19 protein-coding genes and 1 tRNA gene are annotated in these 20057 nt (G+C 63.9%); 11 read left to right on the forward strand and 9 right to left on the reverse strand.

Annotated features, from left to right (window positions below):
• Positions 1 to 56 precede the first annotated feature (56 nt).
• The 3 genes from V1278_RS10790 to V1278_RS10800 all read left to right on the forward strand — a co-directional run bounded on the left by V1278_RS10790 (position 57) and on the right by V1278_RS10800 (position 3180).
• The gene (locus tag V1278_RS10790; RefSeq protein ID WP_334380692.1) at positions 57 to 1262 is read left to right on the forward strand and encodes an NAD(P)/FAD-dependent oxidoreductase; all 1206 of its coding nucleotides are present in this window, start codon (positions 57 to 59) and stop codon (positions 1260 to 1262) included.
• 109 nt (positions 1263 to 1371) lie between these two features.
• The gene (locus tag V1278_RS10795; protein ID WP_057900729.1) at positions 1372 to 2289 is read left to right on the forward strand and encodes an MBL fold metallo-hydrolase; all 918 of its coding nucleotides are present in this window, start codon (positions 1372 to 1374) and stop codon (positions 2287 to 2289) included.
• A gap of 144 nt (positions 2290 to 2433) precedes the next feature.
• Complete coding sequence (locus V1278_RS10800) at positions 2434 to 3180, forward strand: SDR family NAD(P)-dependent oxidoreductase (RefSeq protein WP_442894630.1); 747 nt, start codon at positions 2434 to 2436, stop codon at positions 3178 to 3180.
• Positions 3181 to 4216: 1036 nt separating this feature from the next.
• Here V1278_RS10800 and V1278_RS36905 read toward each other — a convergent pair.
• The 4 genes from V1278_RS36905 to V1278_RS10815 form a co-directional block, all read right to left on the reverse strand.
• Positions 4217 to 4498 (reverse strand): DUF7660 family protein, encoded by a 282-nt coding sequence (locus V1278_RS36905; protein ID WP_442893671.1) that lies wholly within the window; start codon positions 4496 to 4498, stop codon positions 4217 to 4219.
• A gap of 150 nt (positions 4499 to 4648) precedes the next feature.
• Positions 4649 to 5512: a class I SAM-dependent methyltransferase gene (locus tag V1278_RS10805; RefSeq protein ID WP_334380693.1), complete on the reverse strand. Its 864-nt coding sequence runs from the start codon at positions 5510 to 5512 to the stop codon at positions 4649 to 4651.
• 158 nt (positions 5513 to 5670) lie between these two features.
• On the reverse strand, positions 5671 to 6144 hold the full coding sequence (locus V1278_RS10810; RefSeq protein ID WP_334364659.1) for a methyltransferase family protein: 474 nt from the start codon (positions 6142 to 6144) through the stop codon (positions 5671 to 5673).
• 21 nt (positions 6145 to 6165) lie between these two features.
• Complete coding sequence (locus tag V1278_RS10815; protein WP_334380694.1) at positions 6166 to 7059, reverse strand: NAD(P)/FAD-dependent oxidoreductase; 894 nt, start codon at positions 7057 to 7059, stop codon at positions 6166 to 6168.
• A gap of 114 nt (positions 7060 to 7173) precedes the next feature.
• Between V1278_RS10815 and V1278_RS10820 the strand changes: the two genes are divergently transcribed.
• Positions 7174 to 7857: a TetR/AcrR family transcriptional regulator gene (locus tag V1278_RS10820; protein ID WP_334380695.1), complete on the forward strand. Its 684-nt coding sequence runs from the start codon at positions 7174 to 7176 to the stop codon at positions 7855 to 7857.
• Positions 7858 to 8271: 414 nt separating this feature from the next.
• On the opposite strand, the gene V1278_RS10825 is transcribed toward V1278_RS10820, so the two are convergent.
• Positions 8272 to 8347, reverse strand: a tRNA-Ile gene (locus tag V1278_RS10825).
• A gap of 172 nt (positions 8348 to 8519) precedes the next feature.
• Here V1278_RS10825 and V1278_RS10830 point away from each other — a divergent pair.
• The gene (locus V1278_RS10830; protein ID WP_334380696.1) at positions 8520 to 9485 is read left to right on the forward strand and encodes a TAXI family TRAP transporter solute-binding subunit; all 966 of its coding nucleotides are present in this window, start codon (positions 8520 to 8522) and stop codon (positions 9483 to 9485) included.
• Between the two features lie 157 nt (positions 9486 to 9642).
• Here V1278_RS10830 and V1278_RS10835 read toward each other — a convergent pair whose 3' ends face one another.
• Positions 9643 to 10854, reverse strand: coding sequence for an ABC transporter substrate-binding protein (locus V1278_RS10835; protein ID WP_334380697.1), 1212 nt, complete (start codon positions 10852 to 10854; stop codon positions 9643 to 9645).
• A 180-nt stretch (positions 10855 to 11034) separates the two neighbouring features.
• Here V1278_RS10835 and V1278_RS10840 point away from each other — a divergent pair, with 180 nt between their 5' ends.
• From V1278_RS10840 to V1278_RS10850, 3 genes are read left to right on the forward strand one after another with little or no spacing between them, the layout of a single operon-like run.
• On the forward strand, positions 11035 to 12147 hold the full coding sequence (locus V1278_RS10840; protein WP_334380698.1) for a molybdopterin-binding protein: 1113 nt from the start codon (positions 11035 to 11037) through the stop codon (positions 12145 to 12147).
• Position 12148: 1 nt separating this feature from the next.
• Complete coding sequence (locus V1278_RS10845; RefSeq protein WP_442893670.1) at positions 12149 to 14110, forward strand: molybdopterin biosynthesis protein; 1962 nt, start codon at positions 12149 to 12151, stop codon at positions 14108 to 14110.
• A 53-nt stretch (positions 14111 to 14163) separates the two neighbouring features.
• Positions 14164 to 15294, forward strand: a complete 1131-nt coding sequence (locus V1278_RS10850) for an FAD-dependent monooxygenase (RefSeq protein WP_334380700.1) — start codon at positions 14164 to 14166, stop codon at positions 15292 to 15294.
• Positions 15295 to 15356: 62 nt separating this feature from the next.
• On the opposite strand, the gene V1278_RS10855 is transcribed toward V1278_RS10850, so the two are convergent.
• From V1278_RS10855 to fdhD, 3 genes are all read right to left on the reverse strand, one after another.
• A complete protein-coding gene (locus V1278_RS10855; RefSeq protein WP_334380701.1) occupies positions 15357 to 15947 on the reverse strand; it encodes a hypothetical protein in 591 nt (196 codons plus the stop codon).
• Between the two features lie 315 nt (positions 15948 to 16262).
• Positions 16263 to 16928 (reverse strand): molybdenum cofactor guanylyltransferase MobA, encoded by a 666-nt coding sequence (gene mobA / locus V1278_RS10860; protein WP_334364603.1) that lies wholly within the window; start codon positions 16926 to 16928, stop codon positions 16263 to 16265.
• The gene (gene fdhD / locus V1278_RS10865) at positions 16873 to 17763 is read right to left on the reverse strand and encodes a formate dehydrogenase accessory sulfurtransferase FdhD (protein ID WP_334380702.1); all 891 of its coding nucleotides are present in this window, start codon (positions 17761 to 17763) and stop codon (positions 16873 to 16875) included. Before fdhD ends, mobA begins: the two co-directional genes overlap by 56 nt.
• A 218-nt stretch (positions 17764 to 17981) precedes the next feature.
• Between fdhD and mobB the strand changes: the two genes are divergently transcribed.
• Genes mobB through V1278_RS10880 form a run of 3 tightly spaced genes read left to right on the forward strand, consistent with a single transcriptional unit; the run spans position 17982 to position 20052 of the window.
• On the forward strand, positions 17982 to 18509 hold the full coding sequence (gene mobB, locus V1278_RS10870; RefSeq protein WP_028347127.1) for a molybdopterin-guanine dinucleotide biosynthesis protein B: 528 nt from the start codon (positions 17982 to 17984) through the stop codon (positions 18507 to 18509).
• A gap of 8 nt (positions 18510 to 18517) precedes the next feature.
• Positions 18518 to 19774, forward strand: coding sequence for a molybdopterin molybdotransferase MoeA (locus V1278_RS10875; RefSeq protein WP_334380703.1), 1257 nt, complete (start codon positions 18518 to 18520; stop codon positions 19772 to 19774).
• Between the two features lie 41 nt (positions 19775 to 19815).
• Positions 19816 to 20052 (forward strand): sulfurtransferase TusA family protein, encoded by a 237-nt coding sequence (locus V1278_RS10880; RefSeq protein ID WP_065744462.1) that lies wholly within the window; start codon positions 19816 to 19818, stop codon positions 20050 to 20052.
• Positions 20053 to 20057: the final 5 nt, after the last annotated feature.

The raw sequence follows: 20057 nt of genomic DNA on the forward strand, positions 1-20057 counted from the left end.
CGTCTTCGCATTTCGTCTTTGCATCAGAGTAACTCAAAACCACAGGAGTAGATCACATGCGACTAGTCATCATCGGCGCCGGCTTCGCCGGCATGTACGCCGCCCTTTCCTCCGCCCGGCTGCGCGACATTCAGGGCGTTTCGCCTGACGATCTCGAAATCGCACTGATCGCACCGGAGCCGACGCTGGTGGTCCGCCCGCGGCTCTATGAGCCGAAGCCGGAAACCCTGACCGCGCCGCTGCTTGACGTCCTCAAGGCGATCGACGTCGACTACATCCAGGGCAGCGCCGAGACAATCAACACCGATGCTCGAACGGTGCAGATCACGACTCCAAAGGGCCCGCGAAAGACTCTGTCCTACGACCGTCTCGTGGTGGCCACCGGCAGCCGCCTGTTCCGCCCCAACATTCCGGGCCTTGCCGAGCACGGCTTCAGTGTTGACTCGCTCGATGACGCAATCGCGCTCGACAAGCATCTACACAGCCTGGCCGACCGGCCGGCCATCAACGGGCGCGATACGGTCGTCGTCGCCGGCGGCGGCTTCACCGGCATCGAGGCAGCAACCGAGCTGCCCGCGCGCTTGCGCGAAATCCTTGGCAAGGACGCCAAGACGCGCGTGATCATCGTCGACCGCAACAGTGCGATCGCTCCCGACATGGGCGAAGGCCCTCGCCCAGTGATCGAGGAAGCGTTGCGCAAGCTCGGCGTAGAGACCCGGCTCGGGGCCGGCGTCGCCTCGCTCGACAAATCCGGCGTGACCCTATCGACCGGCGAACACATCGAAACCGAGACAGTGGTCTGGGCGGCCGGCATTCGCGCCGCGCCGTTGACGGTGCAGATTCCCACCGCGCGCGACAATTTCGGCCGGCTGCTGGTGGATCGCGATCTGCGCGTGCCGGGTGTCGCCGGCGTCTTCGCCACCGGCGATGCTGCGCGTGCCGCATGCGACGACGAAGGCAACTACGCGCTGATGTCGTGCCAGCACGCCACGCGGATGGGCGCCTTTGCCGGCAACAATGCCGTCGCCGAACTCCTGGGCGTTCCGACCAGGCCGTATCACCAGAAGGCCTACGTCACCTGCCTCGACCTCGGCGAAGCCGGCGCTCTGTTCACGCGCGGCTGGGAGCGCAAGGTCGAGATGGTCGGCGTCGTCGCCAAGAAGACCAAGCAGGAGATCAATACTGTCTGGATCTACCCGCCCCGCGCCGAGCGCGCCGCGGCGCTCGCGTCGGCCGATCCGGAGCGCGTGACCAACCTCTAGACGCCCCAAGCGATGGCGGCCGCGCTCCCCTGGCTGCGCGGCCTGCTCAACCAAGACCAGCCAGAACCAAGACCAACCAGGCGCCTTTACCATGAAACAGGAGACGAACATGAACCTGCATAACACCTCATACCCCGTTACATCGGGACCCGAAGAGCTCGTTCCGTCGCGCTACGCGCTGAAGGTTGGCGACATTGACGTGCTGGTGGTCAGCGATGGCGTGCTGCCGCTCCCAACCCAAATGTTGGGACACAACGCCGACCCAGCCGACCGCGCGGCCTGGCTGAAAGACATGTTCCTGCCGCAGGACGCGTTCGACTGGGCGCTGAATGTGGTCGTGGTGCGTAGCGGCGGCAAGACCATCCTCATTGACGCTGGACTAGGGTCCGATCCGGACTTGAACTTGCCGCGGGCCGGCCAGTTGATCAAGCGACTGGAGGCCGCCGGCATCGATCTTGGGTCCGTGACCGACCTGGTGCTGACCCACATGCACATGGACCACATTGGCGGGCTGCTCGTCGAGGGGGTGAAGGAGCGACTGCGTAAAGACCTGCGGATCCACGTGGCGGCCGCCGAGGTCAAGTTCTGGGAGTCGCCCGATTTCTCCCACACCTCCATGCCGCAGGGTTTCCCGGATGCGCTTCGGTCGGCCGCCAAGCGGTTCGTGAGCGAGTACGGGAGCAACCTGCGGACGTTCGATGAGGAGCACGAGATTGCGCCGGGCGTGGTCGCCCGTCGCACCGGCGGTCACACCCCCGGGCACAGCGTGGTCCGCGTGGCGTCCGGCGGCGACGGGCTGACGTTCGCCGGCGACGCAGTGTTTACTGTCGGGTTCGAGCAGCCCGACTGGCACAACGGTTTCGAACACGACCCCGAAGAGGCGGCGCGCGTTCGGGTCCGTCTTTTGCGGGAGCTGGCTAAGAGCGGCGAGATGCTGGTGGCCACTCACCTGCCGTTTCCGTCCATCGGCCGGGTGGCGGCCGACGGCGACGCCTTCCGTTTCGTACCGGTCTTCTGGGACTACTGACCGCTCGTTGGGTTAAGGCCGAACCAGGGCGCGTATGAATTCGCGCCCCGGTTCAATACCTCGCAACCACTGAGCCGCTGAAACCGAAGCGGCGTTTATGCCCGCTTTGACCAACTTCGAACTTTACAGATGAGTCGAACGAACATGCAGAACGAAAGAGTCATGATCATAACGGGCGGCAGCTCCGGCATCGGTCGGGCGGCCGCGCTCCGTTTCGCCAACCAGGGCGACAAGGTCCTCATCACCGGCCGCCGCGCCGGCCCCGTCGAGCAAACGGTGGCGGAGCACAAGAATATCGCGGGCATCGTTGCGAATACCGCCTCTGCTGAAGACGCCAAGCGGACCATCGCCACGGCGGTCGACAACTGGGGCCGAGTGGATGCGCTCGTCAACAACGCCGGCGCGGGCGCCATCCTTCCGTTATCGGATGCGACAGCCGATCGGATCATAGACATCTTTTCCGTCAATGTGCTCGGTCCGAGCCTGCTGGCCCGCGCCGCCCTTCCTCACCTGAAGGCGACGCAGGGCACCATCATCAACGTCTCCTCGACCTTCGGTCACCGGCCGGCGGCGGGACTATCCCACTACGCCGCCAGCAAGGCGGCGCTGGAACACCTGACCCGCTGCTGGGCGCTCGAACTCGCGCCGCTCGGAATAAGGGTGAATGCGGTCGCGGCCGGGCCCACGGAATCCGGTGCCTTGACCGGGATGATGGGACTATCTGCGGAACAGGCAGAAGCCGTCAAGGAAGACGAGCGCGCACGGATTCCGCTCGGTCGGCGCGGCGTTCCCGACGACATCGCGGAATGGATCATCCAGCTTGCGGGCCCCGCCTCGCAATGGCTGACGGGCCAGGTTCTCGCCGTCGATGGCGGCTTGGGACTGGCTTAGTTTCCGCGCTGCCAACTGCGGTCCCGACCTAGATAGCGCCCGTACCTCGCCCGGGAAGGCTTCCTGGTCTTTCCCCGCGCAAGAGACCGCGTTGTGCGGTGATTGCGAAACCAGACTCAGCAAACCACTGATTTGCTGGTGGGCCCGGCAGGACTCGACCTGCAGCCAAACCGTTATGAGCGACGGAACAACGGTTGGGTTCGTTGATTTCGCTGCATTTTCGTTTGAGTTTGATGGCCTTGGTTGCGGTTCGGTGAGGTCGTTTCTGGTGCGATGCGCTGCGATCGCCGACGACGCTTGCCGGCCGCGAAGGCATCCATATCGCGTTCTCGCGAGAGCAGGAATTTTGGAAAGCTTGTGTCTCTGACGCGACATGTTTGATTGAGAGCCGTCGACGAACCAGCACAAAGCGCGGCTCGACCGTTTCGTGCGAATCTACGACCAGAAAGGAGATGCCATCGTCAAATAGAATGTGCAGCGGTAGGTTGATGGCCGCTGAAGCAGAGCAGTGAGCGACGATGGAGTAGTGCCCCTGATTTGCCCGACGTGTCAAAATGTCTTCGAGCGATCACTCAAAGCCACTGGCTACTTTGCATGGGGTTGTTTTCGATATTTTGGTTGGGGGCGGTGGCAGTGCGGCCCGCCTTCGCCCGAAGGGCTTCGGCGTGCCAGCCTTCGCTACGAAAGGGCTTGCCAAGCCGAAGCTCGCGAATGTGGGGACACTTTGAAAACGACTCGGCTAAGTGCTTGAGTTTGCTGATTCCTGCATTTTGAAAACGACTCGATCTTGACCTTAAGAACGACTCGATCAGCGGTGCTTTCGTTTTGAAAACGACTCGATCCTGCAAGTCGTTCGAGACGCTGCGGAATTCGCCCCGTTTTTTGTGTCGGCGGGCGCTCGGTCCGGCAGCTTCGGCTCAGTCGCTGATAGTCCTGGTTCAGGACGAAGTTGAAAGCCGTATTCGCACGATGTTGCCGGCGATCGCTCGATCGAATTCGCTCCGGCTCGCCAGGGTCAACCGAAGGCGCGTCAGGGCTACTCGTAGATGCTGGCCGCATGCAGCAGTCGAGCAAGGACGGCGTAAGGCATGCTTTCCCGCTCATGCCCGTCCAGGAGGCGGCTTTGGCCAAGGGGGCTCGGCCCTTGATGGTCTCGCAGCACAGCTGCGAAAGCTTCGAGATATTGGTCCAGCGTAACCTGCTCCCATTCCTCCGGATGCGCCAGCAAGTGCTCGCGGAGACTCTCCACATAAGCGGAGAGCTCGGACGCATTCGAGGGAGCGGCATCGATAAGCCGGTGACTCGTGTCAGCACCCATCTCTTCTGCGTACCCTGACCGATTGGCCAACTAACTAACTCTCTACTCTCCGAGACCGAGACCGCCGGCGAATACGCCCTCATCTGGTCCCGCTGACCGGCCAAAGACGCCCCCCTCCACCGAGCGGGGCGTCTCCCCTGCTAATCGCTATCAGCTTGCGGGATTGCGCGCCGTGACGATCCACGTCGCGCTGTCGATCATCACCGACCGCTCGCCGGGGCGGCCCGCGAAGGCGGCACGAACCGCGGCCGAGGCGCGGGCGCGGATGTCGTCGGGCTGATCAGCGAGCGCGCGCGACAGCGGGCCGACCTCGAACGTCATCTGCACCGCGTCGTCGATCGCCGCGTCCCGCGTCGCGCCCTCGCCAAACGGGACGGAAGCATCGAAGGGCGCGATAGCGATATCGGTGAAGCCTGCCGCCGTCAGGATGCGAGCCACCCGCCCCCGGTCGCCGAACGAGAATGGGCCGGGCGCTTCGGGATCGGGCGGCGCCGTCGGCGGGACGATGCCTTTGATCGCGCCCATCGGCAGGCGCACCCAATCGTTCTCGGCCGCGCCACGCCAGCAGACGAAAGCGACCCGCCCGCCCGGCTGGAGCGCGCGGCGCATATGGGCGAACGCCCCTGTCGGATCGTCGAAGAACATCACCCCGAAACGTGAGAACAGGATGTCGAACGCCCCCTCGGGCAGCTCGGCGCTGCTGGCGTCGGCCACCCGGAACAGGACCGGCGTATCCCTTGGCGCAAGCGCGCGCGCTCGGCCGATCAGCGGTTCGGATATGTCCACGCCCAGCACTTGGCCCCCCGCGCCGACGCGGGCGGCCAGAGCCAGACTCGACGCGCCCGCGCCGCAGCCGACGTCCAGCACGCGCTCGCCCGCCGCGGGCGCGGCGGCTTCGATCGCGGCCTGGCCGAACACCGCCAGCCTGGCGTCGAGCCGGGCCTGGTGGGCGACCCAGCGCTCCCCGCTTTGGCCATTCCAGTCGGCGACCCTATCGGCATTGTGCTGTGCCATGGCATATCCTTGTTCTGGTTCGTTCTTAACTAAGCTGTCCGATGCCAAAGCGCGCTTCGTCTCCAGCGATCCCGCCTCCAGCTACCCGGTGATAGCTCGCGGCAAGGAAGCCGGTGCTGGTTTATCAGAAGGTCCCGCAGGCGGCAGCGGCGGAATAGTCAGAGCCAGCGGCGAACCTCGGCCTTGTAGCGGCGGTAGTCGTCGCCGAACTTCGCTTCGAGATAGCGCTCCTCGCGGGCGATCACCTGCGTCTGGATCGCGATCAGCACCAACGGGAGCAAGGCGAAGGCGATCGGCCCGTCGAAGCCGATCGCAAGGCCGGCATAGATAAGCGCCATGCCGAGATACATGGGATTGCGGGTCCACCGATAAGGGCCGGTCGTTGCGATGAGGGTCGTTGACTGCGACGGCGGAACGTTGGTGCCCAGCCGCCGGAACAGCCCCGCCGCCGCAAGCATCATCGCCGCGCCGGCAACGAACAGCAGCGCGCCCGTCGCGACCAGCAACCGCCAGTCGATGCCGAAAGAGCGCAGGGTGACGAACCGCTCCGCCGCCAGCCCCAACAGCAGCGCTCCCAGATAGACGAAGGGCGGAGGGAAGCGCACACCCGCGCTGTCCGGTTCGACGGCCATGCTCATCTCCAATCTGTGCTCTCAAACCACCATCGACTGCTGGGCGAAGATACCCGCCATCGCGCCCTGCGATGATGCCTGGGTGACCGAGGGCAAGAAGGGCGTGGTGAGGTCGCCGGCGGCGTAGATGCCGGGCATGCTGGTTTGGCGGCGCTCGTCGACCTTGAGGGCGATGCCGACGGGCGTATCGACCGTGGCGAGGCCCAGTGATTCATGCAGACTTGCGGACGGCTTGTTGCGCGGATTGGCGAACAGGATGTCGACCGCGACATTGCGGCCGGTATCGAGCTTGACGGTGGCGTTATGGCCCCCGTGATGGGCGATCTCGGTGATCCGGCGATCGACGACAGGTATGTTGCGGCGCGCCAGATCGGCCCGGATATCGGGTGGAATGTCGTGACCATCGGCGAAGAGCGTCAGCTTGTCGGTCCAATCGTGGAACAGCCTGACCTGATTGTGCGACTGCGGGCCGGACCAGACGAGGCCCCAATGCTGGCCGGCGACTTCAAAACCGTCGCAATAGGGGCAGGGCACGATGGACGTGCCCCAGCTTTCGGCAAAGCCCGGAATATCAGGCATCTGGTCGGCGACGCCATAGCTCAGGATCAGGCGCCGCGCCCCAAGGCTTTCGCCATCGCCAGTGAGGACGGAGAAATCGTCGATGGCGCCGGAGACACTTTCGGCCCGGGCACTGACCAGCCTGATCGTGGGATAACGCGCCAGCTGCTGCCGCGCCTCGGCCAGGATGTCCAGCGGCGGCTTGTGATCGTGGCCGAGCAGGCCATGCGAGTGGCCAGCGAAGCGGTTGCGCGGCAGGCCGGTATCGAGAACGGCGACCTTGCGGCGGGCACGGCCGAGCTGCAGAGCGCCGGCGAGACCGGCAAAGCTGCCGCCGATGATGATGACGTCATCCATGGTGATGGGCTCCGTTTGGAGGACAGGTGAAACCTACCCATTGGCTTGCACATTTCAGAGACTAGATGGTATCGTAATTCAAGAATTAGGATACTGTCAAGTACTGGAATTGTCGTGACCGAAAACAGCCAGGGCCGGCGCGGCCGGCCCGCCAACCAGGCGCTTGGCCAAACGATTGTCGACGCCGCGCGCGAACTCTTTGTGGAATTGGGTTTTCAAGCGACGACATTGGACAAGGTCGCCCAGCGGGCGAAGATATCCAAGCTCAGCATCTATCGGCACTTCGAGAACAAGGAGGCGCTGTTCAGCGCGGCCATCGCGGCCGGCTGCCATCAGTTGTTTGCACCACAGGCCCTTCTTGAAGGCGTCGACGGTTCGGTCGAAGATCAGCTCATGGCGGTGGGATCATCACTGCTTCGCACGCTGTTGAGATCAGACGTCCGCAGTGTCGAAGCCATGGTAATGGCCGACAAGACGAATCAAAACTCGTTAAGCAAGCTCCATTACGAAGCCGGCCCCGCCCATGTCATCGCCCAAATCGAGGCCCTGTTGCGTCAGTTGCACGCGAAGGCGGTTCTGAACGTGCCCGATCCTCTCCGGTCCGCCCGCTTGTTTGCCGCGCTTTTCAAAGGATCCGATCTCCTGATTATCGCACGCTTCGATGAGGCGAGAGCAGAGGACGACAACGAAATCGAATCCTATTGCCGGTCGGCCGTCGCCATGTTCATCGCCGCGCACGGTGGCAACGACCACGTGGGCGGATATTTGCCTGCCCCAAGGTCAAAAGACAAAATTTGAATCGTGCGTGACCGATGTTGTCAAAATAACCGAGACCGGTTTGAAAATCATGGAGGCTGAAGAGCTTTCGATTGGCGACAAGATCGCGGAAAAATACGCTTGTTGAACTATCGGTTGCGATACCAGTCCGCACGATGATTCCCGCGCGCCCACCCGCTCTTGTCAGTTGGGAAGAAAAGGGGCGTCCGGTCAATCGGCGGCACCCATCTTCCTTGGAGATGCAGCGGACAGCCCTCGACGAGAAAAGACCCCCCTCACTTTTTTCGGGTCGCAAATTCGGCGAAAAAATCGAGGAGAAATTTGACAGGCGTTTCAGGGAGATCTGAGATCGAGTCGTTTTCAAAACGAAATCGAGTCGTTCTTAAAGCGGAAATAGAGTCGTTTTCAAAGTGTCCGCATAAGCCATTGATTTGCTGGTGGGCCCGGCAGGACTCGAACCTGCAACCAGACCGTTATGAGCGGCCGGCTCTAACCATTGAGCTACAGGCCCCGCCGCGGAGCGGCCGCGGGGGAGGCGGGCCGGCAACGGTGCCGCCATCGTTTACAGGCATGACAGCGATACGGCAATGCCGACCTTGTGGGCCGAAAACGCGCTTTCACAAGCGCTCGCGCTTGCCTACAACCTTCCGTGCATCATCGTCACCGAACGTTTGAGGCCAACAATGAAACTCGCTGGGATTGCCTGCGCCGGCCTGCTGCTGCTTGCGGGCAGCGCCGGAGCACAGGAGGGAGGCAAGGCCATTACCAGAACCACGATCAGCCTGGGAACCGCAACGCCGGGCGGCGGCTTTCCGGTTTATGGCGATGCATTTGCAGAAGTGATGCATGCGGCCGATCCGGCGCTGTCGATCGAGCCGCGCAACACCAAGGGCTCCAACGAAAACATCCCGCTGCTGGAAGCCGGCCAGCTCGATATCGCGCTGGTGGCGGGGGAGCCAGCCTACGAAGCCTTCATGGGCATCGGCCGGTCGGCGACGAAGCTGAAAATCCTGACCGCGATGTATTCCAGCCCCGGCATGTTCGTGGTGCGGGCGGACAGTCCTTACAAGACGATCAGGGATCTGGTCGGCCAGCCGATTGCCTTCGGCGCCAAGGGCTCGGGCCTGCCGATCCTGTCGCGTTATATCCTCGACGGCATCGGGCTGAAGCAGGACGAGGACTTCAAGTCGATCTATCTCGACCGCGCCGGTGACGGCCCCGCCATGGTCCAGGACGGTCGCGCCGCCGCGCTGTGGGGCGCGGGCGTCGGCTGGCCCGGCTTTGCGGCGATGGCGCAAGCTCCCGGCGGCGCGCGATTTATCGCACCCGACGCCGGCGAGATCGCGCGCGTCCGTGCCAAGCACACGTTCCTCAAACCGCTGACGGTGCCCGCCAACAGTTATCCGAACCAGCCGACCGCGATCGATTCCATAGGCTCCTGGAGCTTTGTGCTGGCGCGTGAAAGCCTGCCCGACGAGGTCGCCTACAGGTTGGCGCGCGCGCTTCATGGGCAGGAGGCCGCGCTCTGCAAGAAGCTGCCGCAGGCCTGTGAGACCACGGCCGCGAACACGGTTGCGGCGGCGCCGAACGCGGGACTGATTCATCCCGGCGTGATGAAGTATTTTCGCGAAGTCGGACTGGCGAAGTAGAGCGCGTCTATTTCCACTCGTCGTCCCTGCGAACGCAATGCGAACGCAGGGACCCATAACCACCAATGCCCGTTGTTACGTCAGGTGGCGGCTCCAGCCTTCGCAACAACGCGACCCTGGGATTATGGGTCCCTGCTTTCGCAGGGACGACCAGAGATCACTTCTTCGCCATCGCGCACGCCGGATCGGGCGGGCCGAACGCTTCGTCGCCGGGAATCCTGGCGAGGATCTGATAGTAGTCCCATGGATATTTCGATTCATCCGGCTTCTTGACCTGCACCAGCCACAGGTCGTGGATCATCAGATTGTCCTCGCGCAGTTTGCCGTTGCGGGAGAAGAAATCCTCGATCGGCCTTTCGCGCATCTTCGCCGCTACCTTCAGCGGCTCGTCGGTGCCGGCTTCCTTGATGGCGTTGAGATAGCTCATGACCGAGGAATAGACGCCGGCCTGCCACATCGTCGGCATCCGGTTCATCTTGGCGAAGTAGCGCTTCGACCATTCGCGGGTCTTGTCGTCCATGTCCCAATAGAACGACGTCGTCAGCAACAGCCCCTGCGCTGCCGGTAACCCAAGCGAATGGATGTCGGTGATCAATGCGAGCAGCGCGGCCATCTGCTGGCCGCCCTTGAACACGCCGAACTCCGCGCCGGTCTTGATCTCGTTCATGTTGTTCGGAGGACCGGCGGCAATGCCGATGATCTTGGCTTTCGAGGCCTGCGCCTGCAGCACGAAGGATGACAGATCAGGCGTGGCAAGCGGCGGGCGCACCGAGCCCAGCACCTTGCCGCCATTGGCCGTGACCACGGTGGAAGCGTCGCGCTCCAGCGAGTGACCGAACGCATAGTCGTCGGTGATGAAGAACCAGCTATCGCCGCCGCGCTTCACCACCGCCTGCGCGGTGCCGACCGCCAGTGCGCGGGTATCGAACACCCATTGTATCGCGTGCGGCGAGCAGAACTTGCCGTGGAAGTCTGCGGTGCCGGTCGAGTGCACGATCAACAGCTTCTTCTTCTCGTTGGTGATGTTCTGCACCGCAAGCCCGACCGCGGAAACCGGAACGTCGAGGATCACGTCGACCTGATCCACGTCATACCAGCGCCGCGCAATGCCGCCGCCGATATCCGGCTTCAACTGGTGATCGCCGACGATGATGCTGATCGGCTTGCCCAGGACCTTGCCGCCGAAATCGTCGATCGCCATCTGCGCGGCAGTGACCGAGCCCTGGCCGGTCGCCGTTGCCGCCGGGCCGTTCATGTCGGTGAGAACGCCGAGCTTGACGACGTCGTCCGAGATTTGAGCGAGCGCCGCGGTCGGTGCCAGCAGCGCGGCCATGAGCACGGCAAGCCTGGATAGTTTCCTGGCGAACATCCTGTCTTCTCCCTAGGAATCAGCACATTGGCCGTTGGTGTTGTCAGGCGGTTGGTTCCGCCAATTGGTCTCATTTGCAACTATTTCGCGCCGACGTCAATGTGGGTTGGATGGGCTAAACCGCGCGCGCCATATCCGGTTCTATTTATTTTCCTCCCGATTCAGGGCATAGGCGCGCCAATGACCTCGAACCAGCGCTTGCCGACTTCGCTGACGCCGCTCGATGTGGCGTTTGCCGCGTTGCTGGAGGGCGTGGATCCTGCCGCGCCGGTGGAACTGGCATTGGCGGAAGCGCTGGGCTGTATTGCCGCGGATATGCCGGGGCTCGATGCCCACCCGCCGCGCGATATCGCTGCCGCGGACGGCTACGCATTCCGCGCGCGCGACCTTGTCGGCGCATCCTCCTATTCGCCGCTGCCAATAACGGCGGCGCCGGCGTGGGTCGAGGCCGGCGAGATCATTCCTGACAACTGCGACTGCGTGCTGGATTCCGATTCCGTCGAGATGTCCGGTCCGCTCGTGCAAGTGCTGGCGGAGGCGATCCCGGGGCAGGGCGTGCGCCGGGCCGGCAGCGATATCGCAGCGGGCAGCCGTCCCGTTGAAGCCGGCCAGCGCGTGCTGCCGCGCCATCTCATGGTCGCCCGCGCCGCAGGAATGGCGCGGTTGAACGTGCGCCGCCCACGCCTGCGCATCGTCAATATTCCCCGGGGCACGGTAACCGCGGATCTGGTCGCCGAGAGCGCGCGGGCCGCGGGCGGTGAGGTCGTCTTGGTCGCGGCCGCAGGTCGCGATGCCGCATCGATTGCCGCGGCGATCGATGACGGTGCGTGCGATCTGCTGCTGATCGTCGGCGGCTCCGGTGTCGGCCGCACCGACACGGCGGTGACGGCATTGGGCGCGCGCGGGAAGATTCTCGCACATGGCATTGCCCTGCAACCAGGCCGCACTTCGGCCGTTGGTCGTGCAGGCAAGACGCCGGTCGTGGTGTTGCCAGGCGCGTCCGACCAGGCCCTGGCGGCGTGGTGGACGCTGGCGCTTCCCGTGCTCGATCGCTTATCGGGCCGCCGGCGGCGCAGCACGCTCAATCTGCCACTGGCGCGCAAGATTGCTTCAAGCGTCGGCATTGCCGAGATCGTGCTGCTGGAACGAAAGCAGGATGCCTGGGTCCCGCTGGCGGTGGGCGAATTGTCGCTCGATGCGATTGCGCGCGCCGAGGCCTGGCTCGTGGTGCCCGCCGGATCGGAAGGATTTGCGGCGGGCACCCGGGTCGATGCCTATATGCTGCGGGAGTGATATGGGTTCGGGAATGACGAATACGCCCTCGCCGAAAGGCCGCGACAATATCGATCAGGATCAATTCCTGACCATCCTGTCGCGCGAGGATGCGCTGGCGCGGTTTGAAGCCGCGCTGTTTCCGCGTGCGGTCGCGAGCGAGAAACGCTCGCTTGCGGAGGCGCTCGGCTGCGCGCTCGCCGAGGACGTCGTGGCGCCGATCGACGTGCCGCCGTTCGATCGCTCCAATGTCGATGGCTTTGCGGTGCGTTCCGCCGACCTCGCTTCGGCCGGCGAAGCTTCACCGGTACGCGTGATGCTGAACGACGAAGTGATCGCGTGCGGCACCGCGCCGACGCGGCCGGTCCTGTCGGGAACAGCCACGCCGATCGCGACCGGTGGTCCGGTGCCGCGCGGCGCGGACGCCATCGTCATGGTCGAGCATACCCAGCCGGCGGGACATCGTGCGATCGACGTCCGCCGCGCCGCTTCGCCCGGGCAATTCGTATCCTATGCCGGCTCCGATATCGCCCGTGGCGAGGCGCTGCTGCGCGCCGGCACCGTCATCGGCTCGCGCGAGATCGGGATGCTGGCGGCCTGCGGCATCGCGGAGGTCGCGGTAGCGCGGCGGCCGCGCGTTGCGATCATTTCCACCGGCGATGAACTGGTGCAGCCCGGCCATTCCCTGCGGCCGGCCACGATCTACGACACCAACGGCGCGATCGTCACCGCGGCGATTACGGAGAATGGCGGCGAGGCCAAGTTTCTCGGCGCCATCGCCGATGATGAGGCGCAACTCGAATCCGCGATGCGTGAGGCGCTCGCGAGCAGCGACATGCTGGTGCTGTCAGGCGGCACGTCCAAGGGCGCGGGCGACGTGTCCCACCGCATCATCGGCCGGCTCGGCAAGCCCGGCATCATCGCCCATGGCGTGGCGCTGAAGCCAGGCAAGCCGCTGTGCCTTGCGGTATGCGACGGCAAGCCTGTCATCATCCTGCCGGGATTTCCTACCTCGGCGATGTTCACCTTCCACGACATGATCGTGCCGGTGCTGCGGCGGATGGCCGGCCTGCCGCCGCGCTCGGACGCCAAGGTGGCCGCGCGCGTTCCCGTGCGGATCGCGTCCGAACTCGGCCGCGCCGAATTCGTCATGGTGTCGCTGGTTGAAGGCGCGGATGGGCTGATTGCGTATCCTACAGGCAAGGGCTCCGGCGCCATCACCTCCTTTGCCCAGGCCGACGGCTTTCTGCGCATCGATGCGCTGGCGGACCAGATGCCGGCCGGCAGCGATGCCGAGGTGACGCTGTTCACGCCGCATGTGCGGGTGCCCGATCTCGTTATCGTCGGCAGCCATTGCACCGGGCTCGATCTCGTCACGGCACCGCTGGCGCATGCCGGGCTCACCGTGCGCTCGATCGCCGTCGGAAGCCTCGGCGGCCTCTCGGCCGCCAAGCGCGGCGAATGCGATTTTGCGCCGATCCATCTGATCGACGAGAAGACCGAGACCTACAACACGCCGTATCTCAGCGACGGGCTCGAACTGGTGCCGGGCTGGCGTCGCATGCAGGGCATCGTATTCCGCAAGGGCGATCGGCGCTTCGAAGGCCTGAGCGCGGAGGATGCGGTGCGTGCCGCGCTGGCCGATCCCGCCTGCATCATGGTCAATCGCAACCAGGGCGCCGGCACGCGCATCCTGATCGACCGGCTGCTTGGCGGTGCGCGCCCGGACGGCTACTGGAATCAGCCGCGCTCGCACAACGCGGTAGCCGCGGCGGTCGCGCAGCACCGTGCCGACTGGGGCATGACCATTGCGCCGGTCGCGCATGCGTCAAATCTGGGTTTCATTCCCTTTGCCGAGGAGCATTATGATTTTGCGCTGGTGACGGCGCGCAAGCAGAGACCGGCCGTGCAGGCCTTTCTCGACGCGCTGGCGTCAGACGGGGCGCGCGCGGCGCTCGAGCAGGCAGGTTTCCGGCCGGCCTGAAGCCGTCGGAGCTGAAGAAGCCGTCAACAGAAGCGGCTCGGGCAGGGATGGGAATGGCAAGACCGCTATCGATTGCGATCGTCGGCGCCGGCATGGGCGGGCTCGCGACCGCCGCGGCGCTCAGGCGGGTCGGCGTCGATGTCACCGTCTATGAACAGGCCACGCAATTCGCGCGGATCGGGGCCGGCATCCAGATTGGCTGCAATGCGATGAAGGTGTTGCGCGCCCTTGGGCTGGAGGCGAGGCTGCGCGCGCAATCCTTCTATCCGCGTTCCTGGAATAACCGCGACTGGCGCACCGGCGACATCAAGTTCGACATGATCTTCGGCGAGAGCGCCGAGCAGAAATTCGGTGCGCCCTATCTTCTGGCGCATCGCGGCGACCTTCATGCGGCGCTCGCCAGCGCCGTCCCCAATGCCTGCATCAGGCTCAACCACAAACTGGTCGGGCTGGAGGAAACCGGCGAGGGCGTTCGGCTCGCCTTTGCCAATGGCGCAAGCGTTACAGCCGATGCCGTGATCGGGGCCGACGGCGTCCACTCGGTCGTGAGAGATATCCTGTTCGGCACGTCACCGGTGAACTTCACCGGGCGGATCGCCTACCGCACCACGTATCCCGCCGCGCTGCTCGGCGGCGAGACGATCGACGACTGCACCAAATGGTGGGGCGAGGACCGCCACATCGTCATCTATTACGTCAAGCCGGACCGCAGCGAGATCTACCTCGTCACCAGTCAGCCGGAGCCGGATTTCCGGATCGAGTCCTGGTCGGCGAAAGGCGATGTCAGGGAATTGCGCAAGGCGTTCGCCGGCTTCCACCGCCAGGTCGAGCAGGTCCTGGCCGCGTGCCCCGACGTGCACAAATGGGCGATCGTCGATCGCAATTCGCTGGAGCATTGGGCGGATCGCAATGTGACGTTGCTTGGCGATGCCTGCCATCCGATGACGCCCTACATGGCGCAGGGCGCAGCGATGGCGATCGAGGACGCCGCCGTGCTGTCGCGTTGCCTCGAGGGCGTCGAGAGGGAAGGCGTCGCCCACGCATTCCGCCGCTTCGAGGCGACGCGCAAGGAGCGAACCACGCGCATTCAGGCTACGTCGCGCGCGAATACCTGGCTCAGCGGCAGGACCGATACCGACTGGGTGTACGGCTACGACGCCTGGACCGTGCCGCTGGCGGCGTAGTTTCTCTTTGATTTGAGCATGATCTTTTCGGAAAACCGGCTCCCACTTTTCCGGATCATGCTCTAGCCCTGAACCCGCAACAGCTCGCTTATTATCCGTGGCTTCATCCATCCGACGTTGTCCATGATCTCGCTGCGCAGCGCGTCCTGCTCGGCCTCGTATTGCTCTCGCGTGATACCTTGGCCACCCATCGCGGTAACTCCGAACGCTTCGAGCGCGAGATCATGGCGCTGCTTCCATTCGATCACGCGCTTGGTCATGACTTCCGTAACCGCGGGCACCGTGCCGGGATGTGCTGCGATGTCACAGAGCTCCTTGGTGCGTACGTCCGCCGCCAACATCAATACGTTCCAGTCATCGTATCCGATGAGATTCATCTGGGCATATAGAAACGCACCATGCTCGCCGTCCCAGATTGTGTGGTCGATGACCAGGAATGGCGCGGCGCGGCAATAGCCGTAGCGCGTGGTCATTTCACGGTTGAAAGCCTCGGTGCGCTCATCCAGCCGCTTCTTGGCCGCGGCGAAGAGAGCGATATAGTCCTGTGCCGTGGGCAGGATGTTGCGCGCATCATCCGGAGCAAAGCCGACTTCCTGCAGAAACCTGCCGATCTTTGGATCGTCCCAGAGTTCCTTGGGGAAAACGCGGGTCACACCATCTGCGTCCGGTGTCGGACGCATCGTCTCCTTAAATTCGGAAAGGCTTGGTTGCTTGGTGCCGAAAGTCGTCCTGCGTCCGAACATTGCCACGGCCTCGCGTTGAATCCGCCGCGGCAACTTTATCGGCAAGTACATTAAATCGCATTTAATCTGAATCTGAAATCACGACCGATTTCGTCAATGTCCAGGTAGCTTGGTGGGAGTCTTTTCTCGGTCGTCTTCGCGAAGGGCGGGACAGCGCTGCTGGCGCGTAGATTGTTCCGGACGCGGAGCAACGTGTAATGCTGCGCTGCGTCCGGGACACGAAGCCTAACCGCCATCCAGCGCTGCCAGCCGTTCTGCTTCCGCGATGTCGTCCATGGTGTTGGCATTGAAGAACGGATCGAGCGGCGCGACTGGCCATGTCACTGTGGCGAGCCTGTAGCGCGCGGTCCAGCGGTCGATCTTCCTGATGTCCTCGACGACCAGCGCGTGGCGAAGTTGTTCGCGCAAGCCGATGCTCCATAATCCGATCACCGGATGCGACTGGCCATCGGAGGCGGCAACGGCCAACTCGGCATTCTCCGCTTCCACCGCGTCATATAGCCTGGAGACCAGATCGCGCGGCAGGAATGGACAGTCTGCGGCGGCGCTGAGAACAAATTCTACATCGGGCCGGTTGGCCGCAGCCCAGTCGAGTGCTGCCAGAATGCCGGCGAGCGGGCCAGGAAAATCGGCGACGCTGTCGGCAATGACGGGAAGGCCGAACGCTGCGAAACGCGCTGGGTCCCCATTGGCGTTGAGGATCAGCCCGTCGCATTGTGGCGCAAGGCGCGCGATCACGCGGTCGAGGATGGTGCGGCCGGCGATCGTGCGCATCGGCTTGTCGCCGCCACCCATCCGCCGCGCCAATCCGCCGGCGAGCAGAACGCCAGGAATTTTACTCGTCACGCTCTTCGCCCTTGCGCTTGTGTCGCGCGGATTCTTCCTCGACATAGTCGAGGTCCTGGTCGAACACGATCCGCTCCTGTCCTGATAGCGCAATGAAGCGCTTGCCGCGCGTGCGGCCAACCAGCGTCAGCCCGACCTGCCGCGCCAGTTCGACGCCCCATGCGGTGAAGCCGGAGCGCGAGACCAGGATGGGAATGCCCATCCGCACCGTCTTGATCACCATCTCCGAGGTGAGCCGGCCCGTGGTGTAAAGGATCTTGTCGGCGGGATCGACGCCGTGCCTATAGATCCAGCCGGCAATCTTGTCGACCGCGTTATGACGGCCGACATCCTCGGTATAGCAGACGGGTGTGCCTTCCTTGCACAGCACGCAGCCATGGATCGCGCCGGCCTCCAGATAAAGCGAGGGCATGGTGTTGATCGTGCGCGTCATATGGTAGAGCCACGAGGTGCGCAGCTCCGCCTTCGGCAGCGCCACGCTTTCCACCGCTTCAAGCAGGTCGCCGAACGCCGTGCCCTGTGCGCAGCCGGACGTCTGCGTGCGTTTCTTCAGCTTGGCTTCGAAATTGGTGTGATGCTCGGTGCGCACCACCACGACCTGAAGGTCGTCGTCGTACTCGACCTCGGTGACGACGTCGTCATATTTCAGCATGTTCTGGTTCAGGAGATAGCCGAGCGCCAGATATTCCGGATAGTCGCCGATCGTCATCATGGTGACGATCTCCTGCGCGTTCAGGTACAGCGTCAGCGGCCGCTCCACCGGCACCCGGATTTCGACCGTCGCGCCCGTCTGATCGGTCCCGGCAACGCGCTCGGTCAGCCGCGGATCTTCGGGGTTCGGCACGATCAGGGGGGCGGGAGCTTTTTCCATCTTCATCATAGGACGCAGGTTAGCATGACTTTGTCTCCGGGCTGATATAAGGACCGGAGTTAACAAGTCACGGTCTAGCCGTCATGTCCGGGCTTGTCCCGGCCATCCACGCCTTTCTTGCTGCGATAGCGTCAAGACGTGGATGCCCGGGACTTCCAGGGAAAAGACGCGCTTTGCGCTTTTGCCCGGGCTTGGCGGGGATGCTAGTACCGCTGTCGGAGTATGAGATGAAAGTGATAGGCCTCGCGGGATGGAGCGGCGCCGGCAAGACCACCTTGCTGACGCGGGCGATTCCGCAGTTCGCAAAACAGGGCCTGCGGGTGTCCGTGATCAAGCACGCCCACCACGCCTTCGACGTCGACGTACCCGGCAAGGATTCCTGGCGGCACCGCGAGGCCGGCGCGGCCGAAGTTCTGGTGTCATCGGGGCGGCGCTGGGCCTTGATGCATGAGCTGCGCGGGGCGCATGAGCCGCGATTGCCGGAATTGCTGGCCAAGATGTCGCCGGTCGATCTCGTCGTCGTCGAGGGCTTCAAGCGCGAGCCGCACCGCAAGATCGAGGTCTATCGCGCCGCAAATGAAAAGCCGCTGCTGTTCCCCGACGATCCCGGTATCGTCGGAATCGCGACCGATACGGCGGTTGAAACCACGCTGCCGACCGCCCATCTCGACGATATCGAGGCTGTGGCGGCGATGATGTTGCGGTCTGCAATATCGCTCGAAGACGTGCTGGCGAAATGCGAAGCTGAGGGCTGATCAGGCACATGGCGCAATTGTCCGACGATTGCTTTGCCTTCGGCGGTCCGATGATGTCGGTCGATGAGGCCGTCGGTCTCATTGCCACGCGTGTGACGCCGGTTGTGGATATCGAGACGGTTACGCTCGCCCGCGCCGATGGCCGCATTCTGGCGCACGAGATACTGGCGCCGCTGCCGCTGCCGCCCTTCACCAATTCCGCGGTCGACGGCTATGCGGTTGCGAGCCGCGACCTCCCGCAGCAGGAAGAGCAGACGTTTCCGGTTACCGGTCGCGTGCAGGCGGGTAGTTCCGCATCTGCGCCGCTCAAGCCGGGGCAGGCAATGCGCATCTTCACCGGAGCGCCGATGCCCGAAGGCGCAGATACCGTGTTCATGCAGGAAGACGTGCGCGTCGAGGGCGACAAGGTCGTGCTTCCCGCAGGCCTCAAGCCGGGCGCCAATGTCCGCCCCGCAGGCGAAGACATCGCTTCAGGTTTTGCGGCGCTGCAGGCCGGGCAGCGGCTGCGGCCGCAGGACGTTGCGCTCGCCGCAGCCTTTGGCCTGACACAACTCGATGTCACAAGGCGCATTCGCGTCGCCGTGTTCTCCACCGGCAACGAACTGGCCTCGCCGGGCGAGGCGCGCGCCGCGGTGCAACTGTTCGATTCCAACCGTTTCATGCTGATGGCGATGTTGTCGCGGCTCGGCTGCGAGGTCAGCGATCTCGGTATTATCAGGGATGATCGCGCCTCGCTGGCCCGCGCGCTGCAGGAGGTCGCCGGCGGTCATGATTTGATCCTCACGACGGGCGGCGTTTCGACCGGCGAGGAGGACCACGTCAAGGCGAGCGTCGAAAGCGTGGGCAGGCTGGTGCTGTGGCGGATGGCAATCAAGCCGGGACGCCCCGTCGCAATGGGCATCATCGACGGCACGCCCTTCATCGGATTGCCGGGCAATCCGGTGGCCAGTTTTGTCACTTTCGTCCACGTGGTGCGGCCGACCATTCTGGCGTTATCCGGTGCCCGGCCGGAGCCGCTTCGGCCGATGCCGGTTTGCGCCGCCTTCAGCTACAAGAAGAAAATCTCGCGCCGCGAATATGTCCGCGTCAGCTTGCGCGAGGGTGCCGATGGCGCGCTCGAAGCCGTAAAATTTCCGCGCGAAGGCGCAGGGCTCTTGTCGTCGCTGGCGGACACCGATGGCCTCGTCGAACTCGGTGAGGACATCACGCAGGTGTCGCCCGGCCAGACCGTCGGGTTCCTATCCTATGCAAGCCTGATCAACTGATGTCCGTTGACGATGCGGGCCCCCTTCGCCATGGTCGGCGCATGACGACGACAAAACTCGATCTCGCTGGCCTGAAATGTCCGCTGCCGGCGTTGAAGACACGCAAGGCGCTGAAGACGCTGCCGCCCGGCGACAGGCTGGAAGTGCTCTGCACCGATCCGCTGTCGGTGATTGACATCCCGAACCTCATTCGGGAGACCGGCGACAAGGTCGAAATCACCGAGCGCAGCCCAAGCCGCATCGTGTTTCTGATAGAAAAAGCAAATGGGACGATATAAAAGCC

Origin of the sequence: Bradyrhizobium sp. AZCC 1577 (genome assembly GCF_036924575.1) — a bacterium.
Taxonomy (GTDB): domain Bacteria; phylum Pseudomonadota; class Alphaproteobacteria; order Rhizobiales; family Xanthobacteraceae; genus Bradyrhizobium.